General features: G+C 71.3%; 17 protein-coding genes and 1 pseudogene. 7 read left to right on the plus strand and 11 right to left on the minus strand.

Going from position 1 to position 20211, the window contains the following annotated elements:
• Window positions 1-337 precede the first annotated feature (337 nt).
• The 6 genes and pseudogenes from IE195_RS24850 to acs form a co-directional block, all read right to left on the minus strand.
• Entirely contained in the window at window positions 338-811 is a 474-nt protein-coding gene (locus IE195_RS24850) for a SixA phosphatase family protein (RefSeq protein WP_191275950.1), read from the minus strand.
• A gap of 441 nt (window positions 812-1252) precedes the next feature.
• Window positions 1253-3715, minus strand: a complete 2463-nt coding sequence (locus IE195_RS24855; RefSeq protein WP_191275952.1) for a sodium-translocating pyrophosphatase — start codon at window positions 3713-3715, stop codon at window positions 1253-1255.
• Between the two features lie 562 nt (window positions 3716-4277).
• Window positions 4278-4790: a DUF309 domain-containing protein gene (locus IE195_RS26395; protein WP_229826453.1), complete on the minus strand. Its 513-nt coding sequence runs from the start codon at window positions 4788-4790 to the stop codon at window positions 4278-4280.
• 6 nt (window positions 4791-4796) lie between these two features.
• A pseudogene (locus tag IE195_RS26400) lies at window positions 4797-5708 on the minus strand (alpha/beta fold hydrolase); the annotation flags it as partial.
• 6 nt (window positions 5709-5714) lie between these two features.
• Window positions 5715-6197 (minus strand): phage holin family protein, encoded by a 483-nt coding sequence (locus IE195_RS24865; protein WP_191275957.1) that lies wholly within the window; start codon window positions 6195-6197, stop codon window positions 5715-5717.
• Between the two features lie 198 nt (window positions 6198-6395).
• Entirely contained in the window at window positions 6396-8366 is a 1971-nt protein-coding gene (gene acs / locus IE195_RS24870) for an acetate--CoA ligase (RefSeq protein ID WP_191275959.1), read from the minus strand.
• A gap of 228 nt (window positions 8367-8594) precedes the next feature.
• On the opposite strand from acs, the gene IE195_RS24875 reads away from it, so the two are divergent.
• The 5 genes from IE195_RS24875 (at window position 8595) to IE195_RS24895 (ending at window position 14128) form a co-directional block, all read left to right on the plus strand.
• A complete protein-coding gene (locus IE195_RS24875) occupies window positions 8595-9383 on the plus strand; it encodes a Fic family protein (protein ID WP_191275961.1) in 789 nt (262 codons plus the stop codon).
• A 903-nt stretch (window positions 9384-10286) separates the two neighbouring features.
• Window positions 10287-11375 (plus strand): septum site-determining protein Ssd, encoded by a 1089-nt coding sequence (gene ssd / locus IE195_RS24880; RefSeq protein ID WP_191275963.1) that lies wholly within the window; start codon window positions 10287-10289, stop codon window positions 11373-11375.
• Between the two features lie 206 nt (window positions 11376-11581).
• On the plus strand, window positions 11582-12724 hold the full coding sequence (locus tag IE195_RS24885) for a TadA family conjugal transfer-associated ATPase (protein ID WP_191276123.1): 1143 nt from the start codon (window positions 11582-11584) through the stop codon (window positions 12722-12724).
• Window positions 12712-13383 carry a type II secretion system F family protein gene (locus tag IE195_RS24890; RefSeq protein ID WP_191275974.1) on the plus strand — a complete coding sequence of 224 codons (672 nt, stop codon included), beginning with the start codon at window positions 12712-12714 and terminating at the stop codon, window positions 13381-13383. Before IE195_RS24885 ends, IE195_RS24890 begins: the two co-directional genes overlap by 13 nt.
• Window positions 13384-13396: 13 nt before the next feature.
• Window positions 13397-14128 carry a type II secretion system F family protein gene (locus IE195_RS24895; protein ID WP_191275976.1) on the plus strand — a complete coding sequence of 244 codons (732 nt, stop codon included), beginning with the start codon at window positions 13397-13399 and terminating at the stop codon, window positions 14126-14128.
• Window positions 14129-14368: 240 nt separating this feature from the next.
• On the opposite strand, the gene IE195_RS24900 is transcribed toward IE195_RS24895, so the two are convergent.
• From IE195_RS24900 to sftH, 4 genes are all read right to left on the minus strand, one after another.
• Window positions 14369-14740 (minus strand): Rv3654c family TadE-like protein, encoded by a 372-nt coding sequence (locus IE195_RS24900; RefSeq protein WP_191275978.1) that lies wholly within the window; start codon window positions 14738-14740, stop codon window positions 14369-14371.
• A complete protein-coding gene (locus IE195_RS24905) occupies window positions 14737-15093 on the minus strand; it encodes a TadE family type IV pilus minor pilin (protein ID WP_373295680.1) in 357 nt (118 codons plus the stop codon). The genes IE195_RS24900 and IE195_RS24905 overlap by 4 nt, the downstream gene beginning before the upstream one ends.
• Entirely contained in the window at window positions 15071-15208 is a 138-nt protein-coding gene (locus IE195_RS24910) for a DUF4244 domain-containing protein (RefSeq protein ID WP_373295681.1), read from the minus strand. The genes IE195_RS24905 and IE195_RS24910 overlap by 23 nt, the downstream gene beginning before the upstream one ends.
• Before the next feature lie 210 nt (window positions 15209-15418).
• Entirely contained in the window at window positions 15419-17767 is a 2349-nt protein-coding gene (gene sftH, locus IE195_RS24915; protein WP_191275983.1) for a DEAD/DEAH box helicase, read from the minus strand.
• A 232-nt stretch (window positions 17768-17999) separates the two neighbouring features.
• Between sftH and IE195_RS24920 the strand changes: the two genes are divergently transcribed.
• Together IE195_RS24920 and IE195_RS24925 are read left to right on the plus strand one after the other, a co-directional pair.
• The gene (locus tag IE195_RS24920; RefSeq protein WP_026119772.1) at window positions 18000-18347 is read left to right on the plus strand and encodes an STAS domain-containing protein; all 348 of its coding nucleotides are present in this window, start codon (window positions 18000-18002) and stop codon (window positions 18345-18347) included.
• A gap of 13 nt (window positions 18348-18360) precedes the next feature.
• Window positions 18361-18915, plus strand: coding sequence for an ATP-binding protein (locus IE195_RS24925; protein WP_191275985.1), 555 nt, complete (start codon window positions 18361-18363; stop codon window positions 18913-18915).
• Between the two features lie 116 nt (window positions 18916-19031).
• On the opposite strand, the gene IE195_RS24930 is transcribed toward IE195_RS24925, so the two are convergent.
• The gene (locus IE195_RS24930) at window positions 19032-20210 is read right to left on the minus strand and encodes a MarP family serine protease (protein ID WP_191275994.1); all 1179 of its coding nucleotides are present in this window, start codon (window positions 20208-20210) and stop codon (window positions 19032-19034) included.
• Between the last annotated feature and the right edge of the window lies 1 nt (window position 20211).

The raw sequence follows: 20211 nt of genomic DNA on the forward strand, positions 1-20211 counted from the left end.
GCCCGTGTGCTTCGTTTGCCTTGGCGTTTCCACCGGGCTTTTGAAGCGGCTCTCCGAAGTTTACATGTTCCGAGCACTGCTCGAACCACTCTGTTTCGGAAGAGAAGATGTCTGACTCGAATATCCGATCACGCCCGCAGAGAGCCCGCGTTCGCTTCGACCGAGAGATCGTGGCCCCCTAGCGGCCTTGGGCCGGTCGGAGGCGACTCGGAGAACATTACCCCCCGGCTCGGGGCGATGCAAACCCTGGAATCAGTGACCTGGGTCACACCTTGTTGCGTCGCGGGTGCGTCCCCCGCAGCATCCCCCCGACACCTCGGCCCCCTTCTCGGCACCCTCAGTTGAGGATGCTCCCGGTGCCCGTCCCCGGCGCGGTGTAGAGCCACTCCACTTCGAGCTCCACCGCGGCGACGGTCGCCGGGGAGTAGGCGACGAGGGCCTCACTCCCGACGAAGGACGCGGCCACCTGGGCGACTGCCGGGTTGTGGCCGACCAGCAGGACCGTACGTACCCCGGGGTCCACATAGCTGACCAGTTCCAGGAGTTCATCCGCCGACGCGAGGTAGGCGGCCTCCGTGTAGTCGACCTCCGGTGAAAGCTCCATGGCTCCCAGCACCCCGTCCAGGGTCTGGCGGGTGCGCCTGGCAGCGGAGCAGATCACGTGGTCCGGTTCATAGCTCCGCTCGGTGAGCAGCTGTCCGACCCGCTCGGCCTGTCGACGCCCCTTGTCGGTGAGCTCCCGGTCGTGGTCCATAACGCCGTACCCGTCTTCGGCCTTGGCGTGACGCATCAGCAGGAGTGTCCGGGTCATGACGCCAACACCGTCGCGACCACGGACAGCAGGCCGATGAAGCCCACCATCACCCCCACGACGACCAACAGCCCTTTCATTCCCGACACCGTCGAACCACTCCTCTTGACCGTTCCGGACCGTTCCAGTGCGGTCCCGTACATCCAGGTTAGGTGTGCCCTTCCATGCCGGAACCGGGCCCCCGGCCCGGCCCCGGGCAGCCCCGCCCTGACCCCCGACCCCGATCGTCCCGATCCCGATCGGCGCGACCCTGATCGACCCGGCCCGAACCGGCCCGACCGCAAGCGGCGCGGCCGCCCGGGATTCCGGACGGCCGCGCGTGGATGTCGGGGCTGTGGATGTCGGGGGGACGGCGGAGGAACCGCGCAGACGTCGCCTCGGCCGCGGCCAGGAGGACCTGCGACCAGGACGGCCGTCAGGGGGGCCGCACCGGAACGGTTGTCAGCCCTGGCCCGCGTCCCCGGCCCGGGCCTCCTCCTTCCGGTCCCCGTCCTGGTCCTCCGGGCCCGTGTCAGTACCGTCCCCGGCAGCCGCGGAGTCCTCCCCGCCCCCGGTGGCGGCGCTGCCGCCACCCGACTCGGGGGCGTCCTTGGGCGCGGACTCACCACCGATCTCCGCAAGGTCGGTCTCGGTGCCGGAGCCCCGGTTCTTCGACCACAGGACGGCGCCGACGAGCACGCCGACCGCGACCGCGGTCACCCCGACCCTCAGGGCGGTGTTGTCCGCGTAGATCACCACACTGGGCGCGACGATCAGGGCGACGAGGTTCATCACCTTGAGCAGCGGGTTGATGGCCGGGCCCGCGGTGTCCTTGAAGGGGTCGCCGACGGTGTCGCCGATGACCGTGGCCTCATGGGCCGCGGAACCCTTGCCGCCGTGGTGGCCGTCCTCCACGAGCTTCTTCGCGTTGTCCCAGGCGCCGCCGGAGTTGGACAGGAACACCGCCATGAGCACCCCGGCGGCGATGGCACCGCCGAGGAAGGCGCCGAGCGGTGCGTACCCGAAGGCGAACCCGACGGCGATCGGGGCGAGGACCGCCAGGAGGCCGGGGGTGACCAGTTCCCGCAGCGAGTCCTTGGTGCAGATGTCGACGACGCGCGCGTACTCGGGCTTCTCCGTGCCGTCCATGATCCCCGGGCGGGTGCGGAACTGGTTGCGCACTTCCAGGACCACGCGCTGGGCGGCGCGGCCCACCGCCATGATCGCCAGACCGGAGAAGAAGAACACCACGCTGGCACCGATGATCACGCCGACGAGCACGTCGGGCTGGTCCAGGGAGAGGGAGAAGACCTCCGTGTCACCGAGGCGCTCCTGGACGGAGGTGCGGAACGCCCCGAAGAGCGCGGTGGCGGCCAGGACCGCCGTGGCGATCGCGATGCCCTTGGTGATCGCCTTGGTGGTGTTGCCGACGGCGTCGAGCCCGGTGAGGATGTCGGCGCCCCTGCCCTCGACGTCTCCGGACATCTCCGCGATGCCCTGGGCGTTGTCGGAGACCGGCCCGAAGGTGTCCATCGCCACGATGATGCCGACGGTGGTGAGGAGGCCGGTTCCGGCGAGGGCCACGGCGAACAGGCTGAGGGTGATGGAGCCGCCGCCGAGCAGGAACGCGGCGTACACGGCGCCCGCGATGAGCAGGGCCGAGTAGACCGCGGACTCCAGCCCCACCGAGATGCCGGAGAGGATGACGGTGGCCGCACCGGTCTTCGAGCTCTCGCCGATGTCCTTGACCGGGCGCTTGTCGGTTTCGGTGAAGTAGCCGGTGAGCAGCTGGATGGCGGCGGCGAGCACCAGGCCGATGAGGACCGCCGCAACCGCGATGAACCTCGGGTCGGGGTCGGTGCCCGCGGCGCTGATCTCCTCCATGACGGTGTCGCTGACTCCGGACATCTCCTCGAAGCTGCCGGGCAGGTACCAGAAGGCGGTCGCGGTGACCAGGAGCGCGGAGATGGCGGCGGAGATGAAGAAGCCCCGGTTGATCGCGGTCATCGCGGTCCGGTCCTTGGCCCTGGGCGCCACGATGAAGATGCCGATGATGGCGGTGATGACACCGATCATCGGGACCAGCAGCGGGAAGACCAGGCCTTCGGTGCCGAAGGCGACGCGGCCGAGGATGAGCGAGGCGACGAGCACCACGGCGTAGGACTCGAAGAGGTCGGCGGCCATACCCGCGCAGTCCCCGACGTTGTCCCCGACGTTGTCCGCGATGGTGGCGGCGTTGCGCGGGTCGTCCTCCGGGATGCCCTGTTCGACCTTGCCGACGAGGTCGGCGCCGACGTCGGCCGCCTTGGTGAAGATGCCGCCGCCGACACGCATGAACATCGCGAGGAGGGCGGCACCGAAGCCGAAGCCCTCCAGGACGATGGGGGCGTCGCCCCGGTAGAGGATGACGACGAGGGCGGCGCCGAACAGTCCGAGGCCGACGGTGATCATGCCGGCGACGCCACCGGTGCGGAAGGCGATCCGCATGGCCTTGTGGTTGTCGTTCTCACCGCCGCCGCGTGCGGCCGCGGCGACCCGGACGTTGCCGCGTACCGCGAGCCACATCCCGATGAAGCCGGTGGCTGCGGACAGCAGGGCGCCCAGGGCGAAGAAGACCGACCTGCCGATGGCGATGCCCCAGGTGTCCGCTGGTAGCAGGAGCAGGAGCAGGGGAATGGCGACGATGAACACCGCGAGAGTTTGGAACTGGCGTTTCAGGTAGGCCGCGGCGCCTTCCTGGACCGCGAACGCGATGTTGCGCATTCGTTCGGTGCCCTGGCCGGCGGCGAGGACCTCGCGGACCAGCATCCCCGCGACGGCGAGTGCGAGTAGCGCGACGACCATGACGACGATGACGAGGGTGAGGTCCCGGCCCTCCAACGCCAGGGCGATGCCGCTTTCAGTAGCGAGATTGAGCCCAGACAATCCGTCCTCCTTGAGACGGGCACGTCCTTTTCGGCCCCGTTGCCGAAGGTGTGCGGGACGTTTGCCTCGTGGGCTCCGGCGCCGCGCACCGCCGTGGGCGTACCGCCGCCCGAAAGGCTCCTGAACTGGCTCGACGGCACGCTTGTCGGGGTCGAAGCAGTGCCACCTTTCTGTGTGGTGCACGCCGCCCGCAGTTACTCACGCGCGGACGGTGATCCGGGGATTCTACGCACGGGAGGGATTGAACATCAGTGCCCGTTCGGCATTTGCCCAGGAGGAATTAAAGATGTGACCGCATGGTGATCTCAAGAAACGGATAAATGCCTTTATTCACTCTCGCGGCCATACATGACGTCGCATAATGCATTAACGCCATGTTAACGCTAAATCACGCATACAGCCATAAAAGGGAAAGCTTCCCCTTGGGCCCCAAAGTGCACACGGACCTCGGCAGCCCCTGAAGAACCAGGACTGCGCGGGCGCCTGTCCCACCCCGGGCAGGGCTCACCCCCGTGGACCTGCCGGGAGTTCCCTCAGAAGGAGTTTTCCGGCCCGGACAGAACTACGCTCCGCGCAACCGCATCCCCGAGGGGTCGATCCCGTCCCCGGAGGTCGCACGCCCGGCGTCCAGGTCCTCGGCCAGTGCCCGGGCGAACGCCGCCACACCGGCCGTGTCCACACCGTGCGGAGCGTGCGGACCGAAGACCTCCACCCGGTCCGCTCCGCGCCTCAACAGGCGGGCCGCACCGACCCGGTTGCCCCGCTGGGCGTGTGTGACACCGACCGCGGTCTGCGCCAGCCCCCGCCACAGCTCCCGTTCCGACTCCGGGGCGGACTTCCAGACGGCTTCGAGCACCTCGTGGGCGGTGAAGGCGAAACCCCCGTCGAGCAGACGCTGGGCCTCCTCGATCCCCTCCTGCGCGGTGAACTCGGCATCGTCGGGCACACGTTCGACCTCACCGACACTGCCGTGCGGCATCGGACGGCCGTAGCGGTCCCTCGGCCGCTGGTTCTGGGCCTGCCCGGTCTCGTTGCGGTCTCGGGCACCATCCGCCCCGCCCGTGCGTGTCTCCACCAATGCTCCACCGCCGTTCGCGCCGTCGATCTCCCGCAACCACCCTACGAGAGCACTCTCCACCTCACGCGGGCGCTCCTCGTGGGGAAAGTGCCCGGCACCCGCCACCAGCGTCCACCGGTACGGCCCGGAGACCAACTGCCGGGAGGAGCCGGCTGTCCCCGGCGGACACACCGGGTCCAGGGCGCCGTGCAGTTGGAGGACGGGGACCCCGACCGGGGCCCGCATCCGTGTGCTGTACCTGAGCCCGTCCGTACGCCACCGCGAGCGGAAGATCCAGCGGTGGTACTCCAGCGAGCAGTGCGAGACCTTCGGGATCGCGAACGCGCGCCGGTAACGTTCCTCGGCTTCCCGGTCCGGCCACCCCGGTCCGGACCATTCGTCCAGGAGCTCACCCACCCGGACGCAGCCGTCCGCGAGGAGCCGGTGCTCGGGGAGGACGGGCACCTGGGCCCGGAGCATGTGCCGCACCCCCGGCCCCGGGCGGAGGAGGAGCCTCGCCGCGCGCCGGGGATGGGGTGCGGACACCGCGGCCAGGGCGCGCACCTCGTCCGGGTGGTAGGCGGTCATGGTCCATCCGACGAGCCCGCCGACACCGTGTCCGACCACGACGGCGTCCGCGGCGCCGAGCGCACGGACCAGGCTCGCCATGTCCTGGGAGAGGCCGACCAGGTCGTAGCCGCGCGGCGTCTTGTCACTGGCTCCGTAGCCGCGCAGGTCGACCGCGACGGCCCGGTACCCGGCCCCGGCCAGCCCGGCCAGCTGTGCCCGCCACGCCCACCAGAACTGGGGGAAGCCGTGCAGGAGGAGAACGAGGGGGCCGTCGCCGAGTTCGGCCACGTGGAACCGGGCACCGGCGGCGCTGACCGTCCGGTGGGTCCAGGGGCCGTCGAGATAGGCCGCCGAATCGTCCAGCACCCGGGGCTAACGGTTGGCGGGTGCGGAGGCCCCGTTGTCCCGGGCGACCTCCTGGTCCCGGGGCGGGCGGATCTCGCCGCGCAGAATCCCCATGAGACGGGAGGTGGTGACCGCTGTGCGGGCCAGGCCCTGACGGCGGCGCAGGTTGATCACGGCGAACAGGACGAAGAGCGCGGCGATCAGCAGGTAGAAGCCGGTGACGGCCAGGAAGGAGAGCCAGAGGGCCCACCCGGCCACTTCGGCGAGGAAGAGGCCCGCGGTGATCGAGAACAGGATCGCGACGAGGTGGAGCAGCACACCGGCGGCCCCGAACTCCCCGACGCTCTTGCCGATCCTGGTCGCGTCCGCCTTGGCCTCAAGCTTGGCGAGCTTGATCTCGAGCCGCACGATGCGGGAGAGGTTGTCGGTGGCGTCGGAGACCAGCGCACCGATGGAACGGTCGGTGTCGCTGGCAGCGCCAGGTTGGCCGGCACCCGGCTTGTCCACCATCGTGGGGATTCCCTTCTCTCGGTCCGTACACGCGGATGATCCTCCGCATCCTCGCACATGCCTTACCACTGATGTCTCTCACGGCACGCAAAACAGCGGTGTTCGGTTCCCTCACCCGGGTGAGCGGGAACGGCGCCCCGCCCCCGTGGAAGGGGGCGGGGCGCCGTGGTGTCCGTACCGGACGGTGACCCGAAGGGGTCAGTCGCCCTTCTTGACGGAGGGCAGCTGCTTGGCGATCACGTCCATGATCGAGGAGTCGGTGAGGGTGGAGGTGTCACCGATGGCCCGCCCCTCCGCGATGTCGCGCAGCAGGCGACGCATGATCTTGCCGGAGCGGGTCTTGGGCAGTTCGGGTACGGCGAGGAGCCGGGCGGGCTTGGCGATGGGGCCGAGCGAGGCCCCGACGTGGTCGCGCAGCTCACGGACCAGGTCCTCCGGCACCGCATCGGCGCCGCCGCGCAGGATGACGAAACCGACGATGGCCTGCCCGGTCACCTTGTCGGTGGCGCCGACGACGGCGGCCTCGGCCACCTTCGGATGGGAGACCAGGGCGGACTCCACCTCGGTGGTGGAGAGGTTGTGACCGGAGACGAGCATGACGTCGTCCACGCGGCCGAGCAGCCACATGTCCCCGTCCTCGTCCTTCTTGGCACCGTCACCCGGGAAGTAGAGGCCCTCGAAACGCGACCAGTAGGTGTCCCGGTAGCGCTGGTCGTCACCCCAGATGCCGCGGAGCATGGCCGGCCACGGCTCGCGGATCACGATGAAACCGCCCTCGCCGTCGGGGACGGACTCGCCCGCCTCGTCCACCACGTCGGCGACGATGCCCGGGAGGGCGCGCATCGCCGCACCCGGCTTGCCCGAGGTGACACCGGGCAGCGGGCTGACCATGATCGCGCCGGTCTCGGTCTGCCACCAGGTGTCCACGACAGGGGTCTTCCCGCCGCCGATCTTCTCCCGGTACCACATGTAGGCCTCGGGGTTGATCGGCTCGCCGACCGAGCCGATGACCCGCAGGCTCGACAGGTCGTACTTCGCGGGGATCTCGTCGCCCCACTTCATGAAGGTGCGGATCGCCGTGGGCGCCATGTAGGCGATGGTGACCTTGTACTTCTCGATGATCTCCCAGAAGCGGCCCTTGTGCGGGGTGTCCGGGGTGCCCTCGTACATGACGACGGTCGCCGCGTTGGAGAGCGGTCCGTAGACGATGTAGGAGTGGCCGGTCACCCAGCCGATGTCGGCGGCGCACCAGTAGACGTCGGTCTCCGGCTTGAGGTCGAAGACCGCCCAGTGGGTGTAGGAGGCCTGCGTGAGGTAGCCGCCGGTGGTGTGCAGGATGCCCTTGGGCTTGGCCGTGGTCCCGCTCGTGTACATGATGTACAGCGGGTCCTCGGCGTCGTGGGCCTCGGGGGTGTGCTCGGCGCTGGCGGAGCCGACGGCGTCGTGCCACCACACGTCGCGCTCGTTCCACTCGACGTCCTGGCCGGTGCGGCGGACGACGAGGACGTTCTCGACCGCGGGCCGGTCGGCGACGGCGCCGTCGACGGCGGGCTTGAGTGCGCTGGGCTTACCGCGCCGGTAACCACCGTCCGCGGTGATGACGAGCTTGGCCTGGCTGTCGTCCAGGCGCTGGCCGAGGGCGTCCACCGAGAAACCGCCGAAGACGACCATGTGCACCGCGCCGATCCGGGCGCAGGCGAGCATGGCCACGACGGTCTCGGGGATCATCGGCATGTAGATGGCGACGCGGTCGCCCTTGCCGACGCCCAGCGAGGTGAGGGCGTTGGCGGCCTGGGAGACCTGGTCCTTGAGGTCGGCGTAGGTGATGGTGCGGCTGTCGCCGGGCTCCCCCTCCCACTGGATGGCGGCGCGGTCGCCCAGGCCCGCCTCGACGTGGCGGTCCACGCAGTTGACGGAGGCGTTCAGCCTGCCGCCGACGAACCACTTGGCGTAGGGCGGATCCCAGTCCAGGACGGTGTCCCAGGGCTGCTCCCACTGGAGCCTGCGGGCCTGCTCCTCCCAGAAGCCGAGTCGGTCCTGCGCCGCGGCGTCATAGGCGTCCGCCTTGACGTTGGCGTTCTCGGCGAGGTCCGCGGGCGGCGGGAAGCTCCGGGTCTCGTGGAGAAGGTTGGACAGTGTCTCCTGGCTCGGGGGAGTGCTGTCGGCCACTGTGATTCTCCTTACGTTGGCTGTGGGTCCAATTAATCATGTGGTCCAGACCGCGTGAACATCCGGGGCGGCGTCCAGCGGCGGTGGGGGCCGGGCACGCGGCGAACGGCCGGTGAGCGGTCGCCTGTCCGCGACGAGCGGTCCCGTGCGCCCGGTCCGGGTGGTGTGAGCGCACGGGGTTACCGCCGCGTAGTGTTGTTTTCCGTGAGCGAATCGACTTCTGCCTCCATGTCCGACCCACTGTCCCGGATCGCCGAGCTGCCGGGGGTGAGCGACGCGGTCGCCGAGACTCGGACCCTGGTCGACCGACTGCTGGGGCACCGCATCCTGCGCCGTCGCAGCAGTGACGTGTCCATGGAGTCCTCGCTGCGCGGCGCGTGCGCGTCCGCGGCGCTGGAGGGCGCCGAGGTCTCGATGGACGAGATCCGCGACGGGCACGTGTACGACACCAGGATCAAGGGCGCCCTGCGCATCGGCGGTGAGCTGGGGCCCCTGGTGGACACGTGGCCCCAGGCCCCCCGGCAGGTGCTGGCACGACTGCACACCCTGGCCGCGGCCGACGCCGTGTCCGCGGACGCGTTGGGCCGGCCCCGCCTGGAGGGTGAACGGGTCGAGGACCCCCTGGACCTGGGCCCCGCGCCGGGCGCCGCCGCGGCCACCGCCCGCCTCGAGGGCCTGTACGCGCTGTTGGGCTCCCGCACGAAGGTCCCGGCCCTGGTGACCTCGGCGCTGGTGCACGGTGAGCTGATGGCGATCCGGCCGTTCGGCTGGGGGGACGGGCTGGTGGCCCGAGCCGCCGAGCGGCTGACCCTGATCGAGCGCGGGCTGGACCCCAAGTCCCTGGTCACCTCCGAACTCGGCCACCAGACCCTGCGGGACGAGTACGGTCCGGCGCTGCGCGGATACATGGGCGGCACCCCCGAGGGCGTCGCCGAGTGGGTCGTGTACTGCTGCCGCGCGGTGCGGGCGGGCGCCCAGGACTCACTGGCCACCTGCGAGGCGCTCAAACGCGGCTGACCGAGGCGTGACGGTCGGGGTAAAGACACCCGAGTTCGCGAAAGTAGTTCATTTACTGACGAGTAGTAACTCGAATTCATATCAGTTCGGTTACGCTTGCCCGTTCCAAATGTTTCCCGATTGCTTCGTGCAGATGCACGCGCATGGCGAACGGCGCCCCGAGCCTCGGCCCGGGGCGCCGTTTCCGGCTCGCAGGAGCGGGTTAGCAAGCGCCACTATCTCTAGTCCGGCCTGGTGAAACCCGGTTTCACCGGACCTGGACAGGCCCTACGGGGCCCAGTGGAGCGTGGGTTCCCGTCCTCCGTGTCGGGGTGGGTCTCAGCCACCAGTTGCTTTCTTTCTACGCTGACGACCCTTCTGCGAAAAGGTGGTTGGCCGAAGTTTTTCTGTTGGATTCCCGAACCCATACACGGGGTTGCGTGGTAACGTCTGGCCAGGAGCCGAGCGAAGGGCCGACAGCACCGGGTTCCACCTTTACAGGCGGATGCGGACATTGCGCCCTAAGGACGGAACCGCCGTCGTCACTTCGCGGGAAGTACGAACCCTGCGCCCCGTAGGAGAGCGCGCGGGTTCGGACGGTCGCTCCCGAAGGTCCCTCCCAGAAGAGCGGATCCGGCCTGTCCCCCCGAGGCCGGAACCGGACGGCCCCCAGTTCCCCCTGCGGGGCCCGTCCGAGGTCATCCGCTCCGCCCCGCCTGACGGGCCGGGACACACGACAGCCCCCGTACGTGTGTCCCGCCCGCCGGGTGCGGACGCCCCCTCATCCCCCTCGCGGTGTCCGCCTCCACCCGACGGAGTCGTGCACGGGCACGGAGTTATCCACAGGTCAGGACTGAGGCTTCCGCCTCGGCTCCGGTTCGGCGAAGGTCGAAAGGGCAGGTTCCCGCCCTCCCCGGAGGCCCGATGGACATCCCGCAGCACCCCCTGATCGCCACCGCCGACCCCGCCCTCCTCGACGACCTCGTCCGGCTCGCCGCGGCGGCCGCCACCGAGGTCACGATCGCCTCCGACCCGGAACAGGCCCTGCGTGCCTGGGGCCGCGCCCCGCTCGTAGTGGTCGGCCGCGACCTGGAGCGCACCCTCCGCTCCGCGAATCCCCCGCCGCACCCCCGCGTGGCCGTCGTCGCCCGGGCCGGGACGCCCCCGGCCCGGGCCGACGGGGCCCGCCCGGGACGGAACGAGACCTCCTCCGCCTACCTGCTCCCCCGGGACGAGGCCGCCCTCGTCAACCTGTTCGCCTCCCTCTCCGAGCACCATCCCGCGCCGTTCGTGTCCGTCGTCGGCGGCCGGGGCGGGGCCGGAGCCAGCCTCCTCGCCGTCGCCCTCTCCCTCGCCGGTGACCGGGCCGGACGGGCCACCGCCCTGCTCGACGCCGACCCACTGGGGTGCGGGCCCGACATCTACCTGGGCTGCGACCACACCGCGGCGGACCCCAGGACCGGCTGGGACGACCTGCTCCGTCAGCGGGGCCGGATGCCCTGGCGGACCCTGCGCGAAGGGCTGCCCAAGGTCGGCAGGGTGGACGTGCTGACCTGGGCCCGGGGCGGCGGTGCCGACCAGGGCCGCCCGCTCCCCGTCAGTGCCGTCCGCTCCGTCCTCACCTCCGCCCGCCGGGGCGCCGAACTGGTGGTGGCCGACCTCCCCAGATCCTTCGACCCCGGCACCACGGCCCTGCTCAACCACTCCGACCTCGTGCTCGTGGTGGTACCCGCGGACGTGTACTCCGTGGTGTCCGCCGCACGCATGGCCCCTCGGATCGGGCAGGAGGCCGACCGGGTACGCGTCGTGGTGCGCGGAGCCCGGGGCGGCCTGTCCACCGAGGTCGTCGCGAAGAGCCTGGGGTTGGAACTCGGCGCCGACCTGCCCTCGGAACCGGGCCTGTCCCGGACGCTGAGGGTCGGCGACGTCCCGGCCCGGAACCCCCGGACCCCGCTGGCCCGGTACGCCGACCGTGTCGTGGGAGCCCTGGTCGGCGCACGGAGGAGCCGGTGAGCGGAGCGGGAGTGACGCTTTGGGACCGCCTGGCCAACCGGGCCCGGCCGAAGGCTCCGGGGGAACCCCCGGGCGGGCCGGACCACGGCCGGTCCTCCAGCCGGGACGGGAGCCTCCGGGGAGCGGGGGCGGACTCCCCCGTCCGCCTCCCCGGAACGGGTTCTGCGCAGACCACCGTTCCGGTCGCCCGCCGTGGGGAGAACGCCGTGCTGGAAAGGGTCCGCGACCAGTTCGTGGCCACCGGCACCCGGGTGACCCCGGCCAACGTCGCGACCGCGATCCGCTCCGAGGGCGGGGCCCTGGGAGACAGCGAACTGCTCGCCATGACCCGCAGACTGGCCGCTGACCTGTCCGGGGCCGGGCCGCTGGAGGAACTGCTGACCGCGGATGTCACCGACGTCCTGGTCAACGGCCCTGACCAGGTCTGGGTGGACTCCGGGGAGGGGCTGCACCGGGTCCGGGACGTGCTCTTCGGCTCGGCCGAGGAGGTACGGCGGCTGGCCCAGCGCCTGGCCTTCCAAGCGGGACGACGCCTGGACGCGGCCGCGCCGTACGTGGACGCCCGGCTGCCGAACGGGGCCCGGTTGCACGCCGTGCTGCCGCCGATCGCACCCGGAGGCGCCTGCATCTCGCTGCGGATGCCGCCGAGGAGGGTGTTCGGGCTGGACCGGCTGACCGCCTGCGGGACCCTGACCCGTTCCGGGGCCGACCTGTTGCGCTCCCTGGTCGCCCACCGGGTGCCGTTCCTGGTCAGCGGCGGAACCGGAACCGGGAAGACCACCCTGCTCTCCTCGTTGCTGTCGCTGGTGCACCCGCGGGAGCGGATCGTGCTCGCGGAGGACTCACCCGAGCTGCGCCCCGAGCACCCGCACGTGGTGCGGCTCCAGACCCGCCCCGCCAACATCGAGGGCAGCGGGGAGGTCTCGTTGGAGACGCTGGTCCGCCAGGGGCTGCGGATGCGCCCGGACCGGCTGGTGGTCGGCGAGGCGCGGGGACCGGAGATCGTGTCGTTGCTGGCGGCTCTCAACACGGGGCACGAGGGCGGCGCGGGGACCCTGCACGCCAACGGGGCGGAGGACGTACCCGCCCGGGTGGAGGCGATGGGCTGCGCCGCCGGACTCGGCCGGGGCGCGGTGCACAGCCAGCTCGCGGCCACCCGGGTCCTGGTGGTGCACCTGGTCCGGGACGGCCGGGGACGCCGCCTGTCCGAGGTCCGGGTCCTGCGCCGGGAGCCCTCCGGGTTGGTGCGGGCGGTACCGGCGGTGGCCTTCACCCCGGACGGCCGCCGACACGAGTACCCGGGGGCGGAGGAGGTGGCCGCCCGCCTGGGCCGGGGGTGGCGCCGGTGATCCTCCTCGTGGTGCTCACGGCGGCCGCGACCCTGCTCTGGTCGGTTCCCCGCAGCGGCCGCCGACGGCTGTCCGCGGTGTTCCCCCGCGAACCGCGCCGCCCGAACCCCCGGCCCTCGCTCGGTGACCTTCTCGCGCGCAGGAACGAGGGGGCCGAGAGGCGGCGGTCCGTGATCGTGCTGTGCCGGGTCATGGCGGCCGAGCTCCGGTCCGGGCAGCCTCCCGAACTGGCTTTGCGGGTCGCGGCCCTGGAGGCCGGCCCCCTGGTCGGTGAGGTGTCGGACGCGGGGTCACTGCGCAGGGAGGCCGACCGGGACGAGGACCTGTGGTCCCTGTCCTGTCTGGCGGTGTGCTGGGAGGTGGCGGCGGAGACCGGTGCGGGGATGGCCGGGGTGGTGGACGCGTTGGCGGTCAGCCTGACCGAGCGGGAGGAACAGCGGGCCGAGGCGTCCGCCAGGGCCACGGGGCCGCGGACCACCGCGCTGGTGTTGGTCGGGCTCCCCGTTCTCGGGACGGCGATGTCGGCGGGGCTGGGCGGGTCACCGCTGGCCTTCCTGTTCACCACGCCGCTGGGGCTGCTGTGTCTGGGACTCGGTGTGCTGCTTGATCTGGTGGGCGCCTGGTGGACCCTGCGTATGGTCCGGGGCGCGGTGGCCTGAGGAGGGGCTGGGAATGTTCTTCGAGGCGATGGCGGTGCTGTGTGCGGTGGCCGCCGTGTGGATCGGGCCGACCCGGACGCCGGGACGGTCCGTTCCGCCACGGACCGTGTCGGGAGGTTCCTCCGCGGGGGAGCCAGCGCCCCGGTGGCGGCCGACAGTACTCGGGCTCCGAACCCTGGCCGGGGTCTTTGCCACGGTCCTGGCGGTGGCCCTGTTCGGCCCCGTGGGCGGGTGCGCCGTGCTCGGCGGCGGCGCCCTCCTGTGGTGGCGGGCCCGGCGGGCCCGCCAGGGGACCGGGCGGCTGCCGATCACCGACGACCTTCCGGTGCTCATCGGGCTGATCGCCTCGGGGATCCGGGCCGGAGCGACCGTACCGGCCTGCCTGTCCGCGGTCTCCGGAGCCGCACGCGGCGGACTGGGGACCGAACTGGCCGCGGTCTCCGAACGGTTGCGGTTGGGCGCCGATCCGCTCCCCTCCTGGGAGCGGTCGGCCCTGCCCGAACCCCTGGTGGCGGTCGGCCGTGACCTGGCCCGTGCCGCCGACACCGGAGCACCGGTGGCGGACCTGCTCGACCGGCACGCGATCGACCTGCGGCGGCGACTCCGCGCGAGGGCCACCGCACGGATCGAGCGCCTGGCGGTGCTGGTCGTCGCACCCCTGGGCCTGTGCTTCCTGCCCGCCTTCGTCCTGATCGGGGTGGTGCCGATGGCCGCCGAACTCCTCATCTCGGCCCTGGGGCGTTAGAACGTGATCCCGGCCCTGCGGCGTTGGGGCGTGTTCTGAGTTCGAGCAGGGTCCTGGCACTCCAGGAGCTCGGCCATCGGTCTGCCTCACGGACACGGCCGGTGGACGGCGCCTTCCACCCCCGTATACCCCTCGTGATCTTGCTACCAGGGGCAAGTTCGGCGCCGAAGTTGCCCCTGGTAGCAAGATCACGGCGGAAAAGGGCCCCGGACACGCCCCGGGCACTCACCGGGCGGGGGTTCATGGCCCCTGCCCGGTGATGTCCCCGGGGATGCCGTGGGCGGGCCCGGCCCGGGACCGGGCCCGGACGGTGCTCGGCAGCACCGTCGAGGGGAGCGTGACCGTCACCGAGACGGTGTGGCCGCTCAGTCCGCAGCTTCCCAGCGCGGCCCCGTTGGCTTCGGCGGTACTGCGGGCCGCCGCGCAGGCGGCCCGGGTCCCCTGGTGGGCCCGGGCCGCAGCCGCGAGGGCGGCGAGGTCGGCGGCGGTCCCCGCACGGTCCCGCTCGAGGCGGGCCGCGGCCGTGAGGAGCACCGCGTAGGTGACGAACCACAGCAGCAGGCACAGTGAGACCCACCAGACGGTGGCCGAACCCGCGTCCCCGCGCCTCACCGCCCCGGTTCCAGGGGGACGGCCGCGCTGCCGTCAGCGGTCAGCGGCGGGGTGCGGAGCGGGCCGATCCGCAGTTCGACCCGGACGGTGACCCGCGCCATGCCGCCGGACTCGGACAGTTGGACCCGGGCACCGCCCGGTGCGGCGGTGAGGGCGAGGGAACGGGCGTGCCCGGGCGGTTCCCCCCGGGCCAGGGCCCGGGCCCCGATCCGGGCGGCGTCGGCACAGGAGAGCTGTGCTGCCGCCGCGCCCACCGCGCCGAGGGCGACGGCCAGCACGAGCAGCAGCGAGGGGAGTACCATCGCGGCCTCCATCGTCACCGAGCCGCGGTCAGCTGCCGGAGCGGAGCGCATCGACGATGATCGAGGTGAGGGCGTCGGTGACGGTGTCCCCCGTGACGACGAGGTAGAGGACCCCCGCGAGGGCGACCGCGGCCACGGTGCCCACGGCGTACTCTGCGGTGCTCATGCCGCGGTCGTCGGCGCGGGCGGGTGAGTTCGGGCACGGGAAAGAGAACATGGGACCGCCCGGACGTCCGGGCGGATGTGGTTCCGCCCCGGTCCCTCCAGGTTGGGCCGTCACCGGCCGGGAGGGAAGTGGCCGCCCCCAGCCTGTGGACAACCAGGCGCCGGAGCGCCGCGCACGGCGGACACCGGGCCTCACCCGACGTCTCCGCTACTACCCGGCGCCCCTACGCTTCGGCCCCCCGCACGCCCCCTCCGGCGGGACCGGACCGACGCCGTCCCCGCCCAGCACCTCGTCGAGCAGGCGCAGGGCACCGGACTTGCTCAGCGGTTCGTTGCCGGTTCCGCACTTGGGTGACTGGATACAGGAGGGGCACCCCTGCTCGCACTCGCAGTCGGAGATCACGGCCCGGGTCGCGGCGAGCCACTCACGGGCAGCCGTGTAGCCGCGCTCGGCGAACCCGGCACCGCCCTCGTAGCCGTCGTAGACGAAGACCGTCAGCTTCCCGGTGTCCCCGTGCACGGCGGTGGAGACCCCTCCGATGTCCCAGCGGTCACAGGTGGCCAGCAGCGGGAGCAGGCCGATCGCCGCGTGCTCGGCGGCGTGGGCAGCACCGAGCAGCGCCACGTCCTCCTTGCGCAGCCGGTCCTCACCCTCCTGCGGCAGGGTCCACCAGACCGCGCGGGTCCGGAGGGTGCGCTCAGGCATCTCCAGGGGCTGCTCCCCCAGGACGGAGCCGGTGCGCACGTCCCGTCTGAGGAAGCCCACCACCCGTCGGGCCACCTCGACATCGCCGAAGCAGACGGCGGCCCCGCTCGGCCAGGTCTCCTCCCGCAGCACCGACCGGACGGAGATGTCCGTGGTGTCCCTGGCCCAGGTGCTGTAGGGCGGTTCGGCCGCGCGCACCAGGGCCACCCCCTCCTCCAGGTCCAGCCCTTCGACCAGATAGGTCGCTCCCCGGTGGAGGTAGACCGCACCCGTGTGGACGGTGCCGTGCGCCGCAGCCTCGTCGATCTCACCGAGGAGCTGGCCGCTGGCGACATCCACGATCTGGACCGGCGGACCACCCGCCCCCCGAATATCGGCCAGGTCGCTTGCCCTTTCATTGCTCGTCCAGAACCAGCCCCTCGGGCGCTTCCGAAGCAGTCCCCGAGCGACGAGTCCGGCGAGCTGCTCCTCGGCCGTCTCACCGAAGAGGGCGAAGTCCGCACGCGTGATCGGTAGCTCCTGGGCGGCCGCGCACAGGTGCGGACCGAGGATGTGCGGGTTTTCCGGGTCAAGGACGGTGGCCTCCACCGAACGTCCGAAAATAGCCTCCGGGTGGTGGGCCAGGTAGGTGTCGAGGGGATCGTCCCGGGCGATGAACACCGCCAGGGCGTCCTCGCCCCGCCGCCCCGCCCGGCCCGCCTGCTGCCACAGGGACGCCAGCGTTCCCGGCCATCCCGCGATGAGCACGGCGTCCAGGCCGCTGATGTCCACCCCGAGTTCCAGGGCGTTGGTACTGGCCAGGCCCAGGAGCTCACCCGAGCGGAGCGCCTCCTCCAGCTCCCGGCGCTCGGCTGCCAGGTACCCGCCCCGGTAGGCGGCCACCCGCCCGGCCAGGTCGTGCTCCCCGCTCTCCTCCAGCATTCGCCGGGCGTTCATCGCGACCACCTCGGCGCCCTGCCTGGAGCGCACGAACACCAGGGTGCGCACCCCGTCCCGCACCAGGTCGGCCAGCATCTCGGCGGCCTGTGAGGGGGCGGTCCTGCGCACCGGAGCACCGTGTTCCCCGGTCATCTCGGTCAGCTCCGGCTCGACCAGGGCGACGGACATCCCCGGCCGGGGCGAGCCGTCCTCGCTCACGGCGGTGACCGGGACCCCGGTCAGCCGGGTGGCGCTCCGCTCGGGGGACCCGGAGGTCGCCGAGGCCAGCACGAACACCGGCTCCGACCGGTAGCGGGCGCACACCCTGCGCAGACGCCGCAGGATCTGGGCCACGTGCGATCCGAAGACCCCCCGGTACCGGTGCGACTCGTCGATCACCACGTAGCGGAGCCGGCGCAGGAACCCCGACCAGCCCGCGTGCCCGGGGAGGATCCCGTGGTGCAGCATGTCCGGATTGGTCAGGACGTAGTTCCCGTGTCCGCGCACCCAGGAACGCTCCTCCGGGGAGGTGTCGCCGTCGTAGACGGCCGCTCGCATGCCCGAAAGTCCCAGGTCCGTAATCCACCGGAGTTGGTCCTGGGCGAGCGCTTTGGTCGGTGAGAGGTAGAGCACCGTTCCGCCGGAGTCAACCGCGTCCACGGCGGGCATAAGGAAGGCAAGCGACTTCCCCGAGGCGGTACCCGTGGCTATGATCACATCACGGCCCGAGCGTGCGAGGTCGGCGGCGGCTGCCTGGTGGGACCACGGACCCGTGATCCCCCGTTCGGCCAGTCGTTCGACCAGATGGGGGGCTGTCCACTCCGGCCAGTCCCCACTCACTCCCGCGTTCCGGGCCACATGCTCGATATGGGTGACCTGCGGGTACCGGGTGTCGTCACGCCACACACCGGGGAGCGCGGGCTCCGACCGCCTCATCGAGACCCCTCCTCACTGGAAACGTTCACGAGCCGTTGGCCCTCCGTCCGAGGTCGGGGCGCCGGTGGACATCGGTTTCAGTCTGACATCCGGGGGAAGAGTGGCGCGGGGCCCCCGTTTTCCCGTTGACGGCGGGAAGACACTCACGACACCCGTGGTTGAATGCGTGCTGGTGGGGTAACGCCCGGCAGAGATACTTCGCGATTTTTCGCGGTTCGGCGCTGGAGGACTAGTGGATTTGAAGCTTGATCATTACACCGAGGGCGACACCGAGATCGTCGTCGTTGAGGGTGAGATCGATGTCTATACCGCGCCCCGGCTCCGCGAGCTGCTGATCGACCTGGTCAACAAGGGCAACTTCCACCTCGTGGTCAACATGGAGAAGGTGGAGTTCCTGGACTCGACGGGCCTCGGTGTGCTTGTGGGCGGGTTGAAGCGGGTCCGTGCTCACGACGGGACCCTGGACCTGGTCTGCACCCAGGAGCGGATTCTGAAGATCTTCCGGATCACCGGGCTGACCAAGGTGTTCGGTATCCACAGCTCGGTGCAGGAAGCCATCGACAAGCGCTCCTCGAAGTAACCCAGAGCGAGCGATGGCAACCATCACGCTCACGATCAGCGCGCTCCCCGCCCACGTGCGCACGGCCCGGCTCATGGCCGCGACCGTCGCACGTCGGGCGGGCATCGCCGCCTCCGCGATCGACGAGATCAGGCTGGCGGTCGGAGAGGCCTGTTCCCGGGCGGTGGCGGCACACAAGCTGCACTGCCCCACACAGCCGATCCTGCTCCAGCTGATCGACGGCAGCGGACCTGATCCGGTGTCGGACCCCCGCACCGACACCACGAGCCGAACGCTGAGCGCCAACGGGAGCGCCACACGACGTTTCGAGGTCGTCGTCTCCGACAGCGCCCCGGCCAAGGACGCCGAGGAGACGGCCAACCCCGTGGAGCCACTGCTCGACGGCCTCTTCCTGGACGGTGAGGACACTCCTCCCGGCGGCATCTCCGGGTTCTCCCCCGGCCTCGGCCTGGCGGTGATCACCGGCCTCGCGGACGAGGTGAGTATCGAGCCCAACGACACGGGCACGGTTGTCAGGATGAGCTGGCCGCTTCAGGCGGACCAGACCCAGAACCCGAGCTCGAACTAGTTCGAACCGGACAGTACGCCACGAGGGGCGCCTCCCGACAGGGGGCGCCCCTCGTGGTCGTGGGCCCGGGCCCTCCCGCCTGTGGGAGGTTCCTCCCGCGGGCGGGAGCCGGAGGCTCAGTCGCAGGTCTGGGAGGAGACCTCACCCGTGGCCGTCGTCCCCGCCTCCGCGTTCTCGGAGATCTCGTCCGCGGTCAGCACGTAACCGGTCTCCTCCTCGTTGGTGGCCGCCGCGAACACGACGCCGTACACGGTTCCGTCGGGGGCGAGCAGCGGCCCGCCGGAGTTGCCGGGGCGCACCACGGCGCGGACCTGGTAGATCTCCCGGCTCACCTGCTGTGAGTGGTAGAAGTCCGACCCCTGGGCGGTCTGCTTGGCCCGGACCCGGGCGGGGACGGCCGTGAAACCGCTGTTGCGCGGGAACCCGGCCACGACCGCGTCGTCGCCCTGCGCGGCCTCGCCGTTGAACTCCAGCGGGTCCAGTTCCAGCCCCGGCACGTGCAGCACCGCCAGGTCCTGTTGGGCGTCGAACAGCACCAGGGTGGCCTCCCGCTGGTGCCCGTCCCGGGTGACCACGCGAAGGTCCTCGGTGACCCCGGCGACCACGTGCGCGTTGGTCATGATGCGCTCGTCCCCGTACGCGAAACCGGTCCCCTCCACCCGCCGCTGGCAGGAGGGCGCGGTCCCCAGGACCTTGACCACGCTGCGGCTGGAGTCGATGAGCTCCGGCGTGGTGAGGACGTCGGGGTCCGGCGGTTCGACCTCTGCGAGCTCCCCGGTGCCCAGACCGCTGAACACCTGCGGGAAAGCGCTCTGGTCCACGATCTGGCGGAAGGTCGAGAACCCCTGGTGGGCGGCGCCCGGCATCAGCGAGTCCACCGAGTGGAGGATGCGCGACTCCTTGACCTGCTCGGACACGTACGGCAGGGCCGAGTTGGCGACCGTACTACCGATGAACCAGGCGACCAGGAGCACCGAGAGCCCGCTGACCACGGCCCCGCCCAGGGCGTCCAGGACCCGGGCCGAGTCCCAGGTGACCTTGTTGCGCACCAGGGTGCCCAGGTAGGAGGCGATGAACTGGCCCAGGGCGGCGGACAGGAACACCACGGCGATGGCCAGCAGCGCCTGCCGCCCGGGATCCTCCACCCAGTCCTGGATCAGGTCCGGTGCGTTGAGCGCCGCGAGGACACCTCCTCCGATGAACCCGGCGAAGCTGAACACTCCGACGATGAAACCCTGCCGGTAACCGGTCACCGCGAACAGCAGCAACAGGACGACCAGAACCGCGTCGAGCACG

This window comes from Nocardiopsis terrae (genome assembly GCF_014651695.1).
Taxonomy (GTDB): Bacteria; Actinomycetota; Actinomycetes; order Streptosporangiales; family Streptosporangiaceae; genus Nocardiopsis; species Nocardiopsis terrae.

Coding starts and splice junctions, on each gene's coding strand:
- IE195_RS24905 (WP_373295680.1), bottom strand. CDS start 15,093: ATGCGCTCCGCTCCGGCAGCTGACCGCGGCTCGGTGACGATGGAGGCC.
- IE195_RS24925 (WP_191275985.1), top strand. CDS start 18,361: ATGGCAACCATCACGCTCACGATCAGCGCGCTCCCCGCCCACGTGCGC.
- IE195_RS24865 (WP_191275957.1), bottom strand. CDS start 6,197: ATGGTGGACAAGCCGGGTGCCGGCCAACCTGGCGCTGCCAGCGACACC.
- IE195_RS24875 (WP_191275961.1), top strand. CDS start 8,595: ATGTCCGACCCACTGTCCCGGATCGCCGAGCTGCCGGGGGTGAGCGAC.
- IE195_RS24850 (WP_191275950.1), bottom strand. CDS start 811: ATGACCCGGACACTCCTGCTGATGCGTCACGCCAAGGCCGAAGACGGG.
- ssd (WP_191275963.1), top strand. CDS start 10,287: ATGGACATCCCGCAGCACCCCCTGATCGCCACCGCCGACCCCGCCCTC.
- sftH (WP_191275983.1), bottom strand. CDS start 17,767: ATGAGGCGGTCGGAGCCCGCGCTCCCCGGTGTGTGGCGTGACGACACC.
- IE195_RS24910 (WP_373295681.1), bottom strand. CDS start 15,208: ATGAGCACCGCAGAGTACGCCGTGGGCACCGTGGCCGCGGTCGCCCTC.
- IE195_RS24895 (WP_191275976.1), top strand. CDS start 13,397: ATGTTCTTCGAGGCGATGGCGGTGCTGTGTGCGGTGGCCGCCGTGTGG.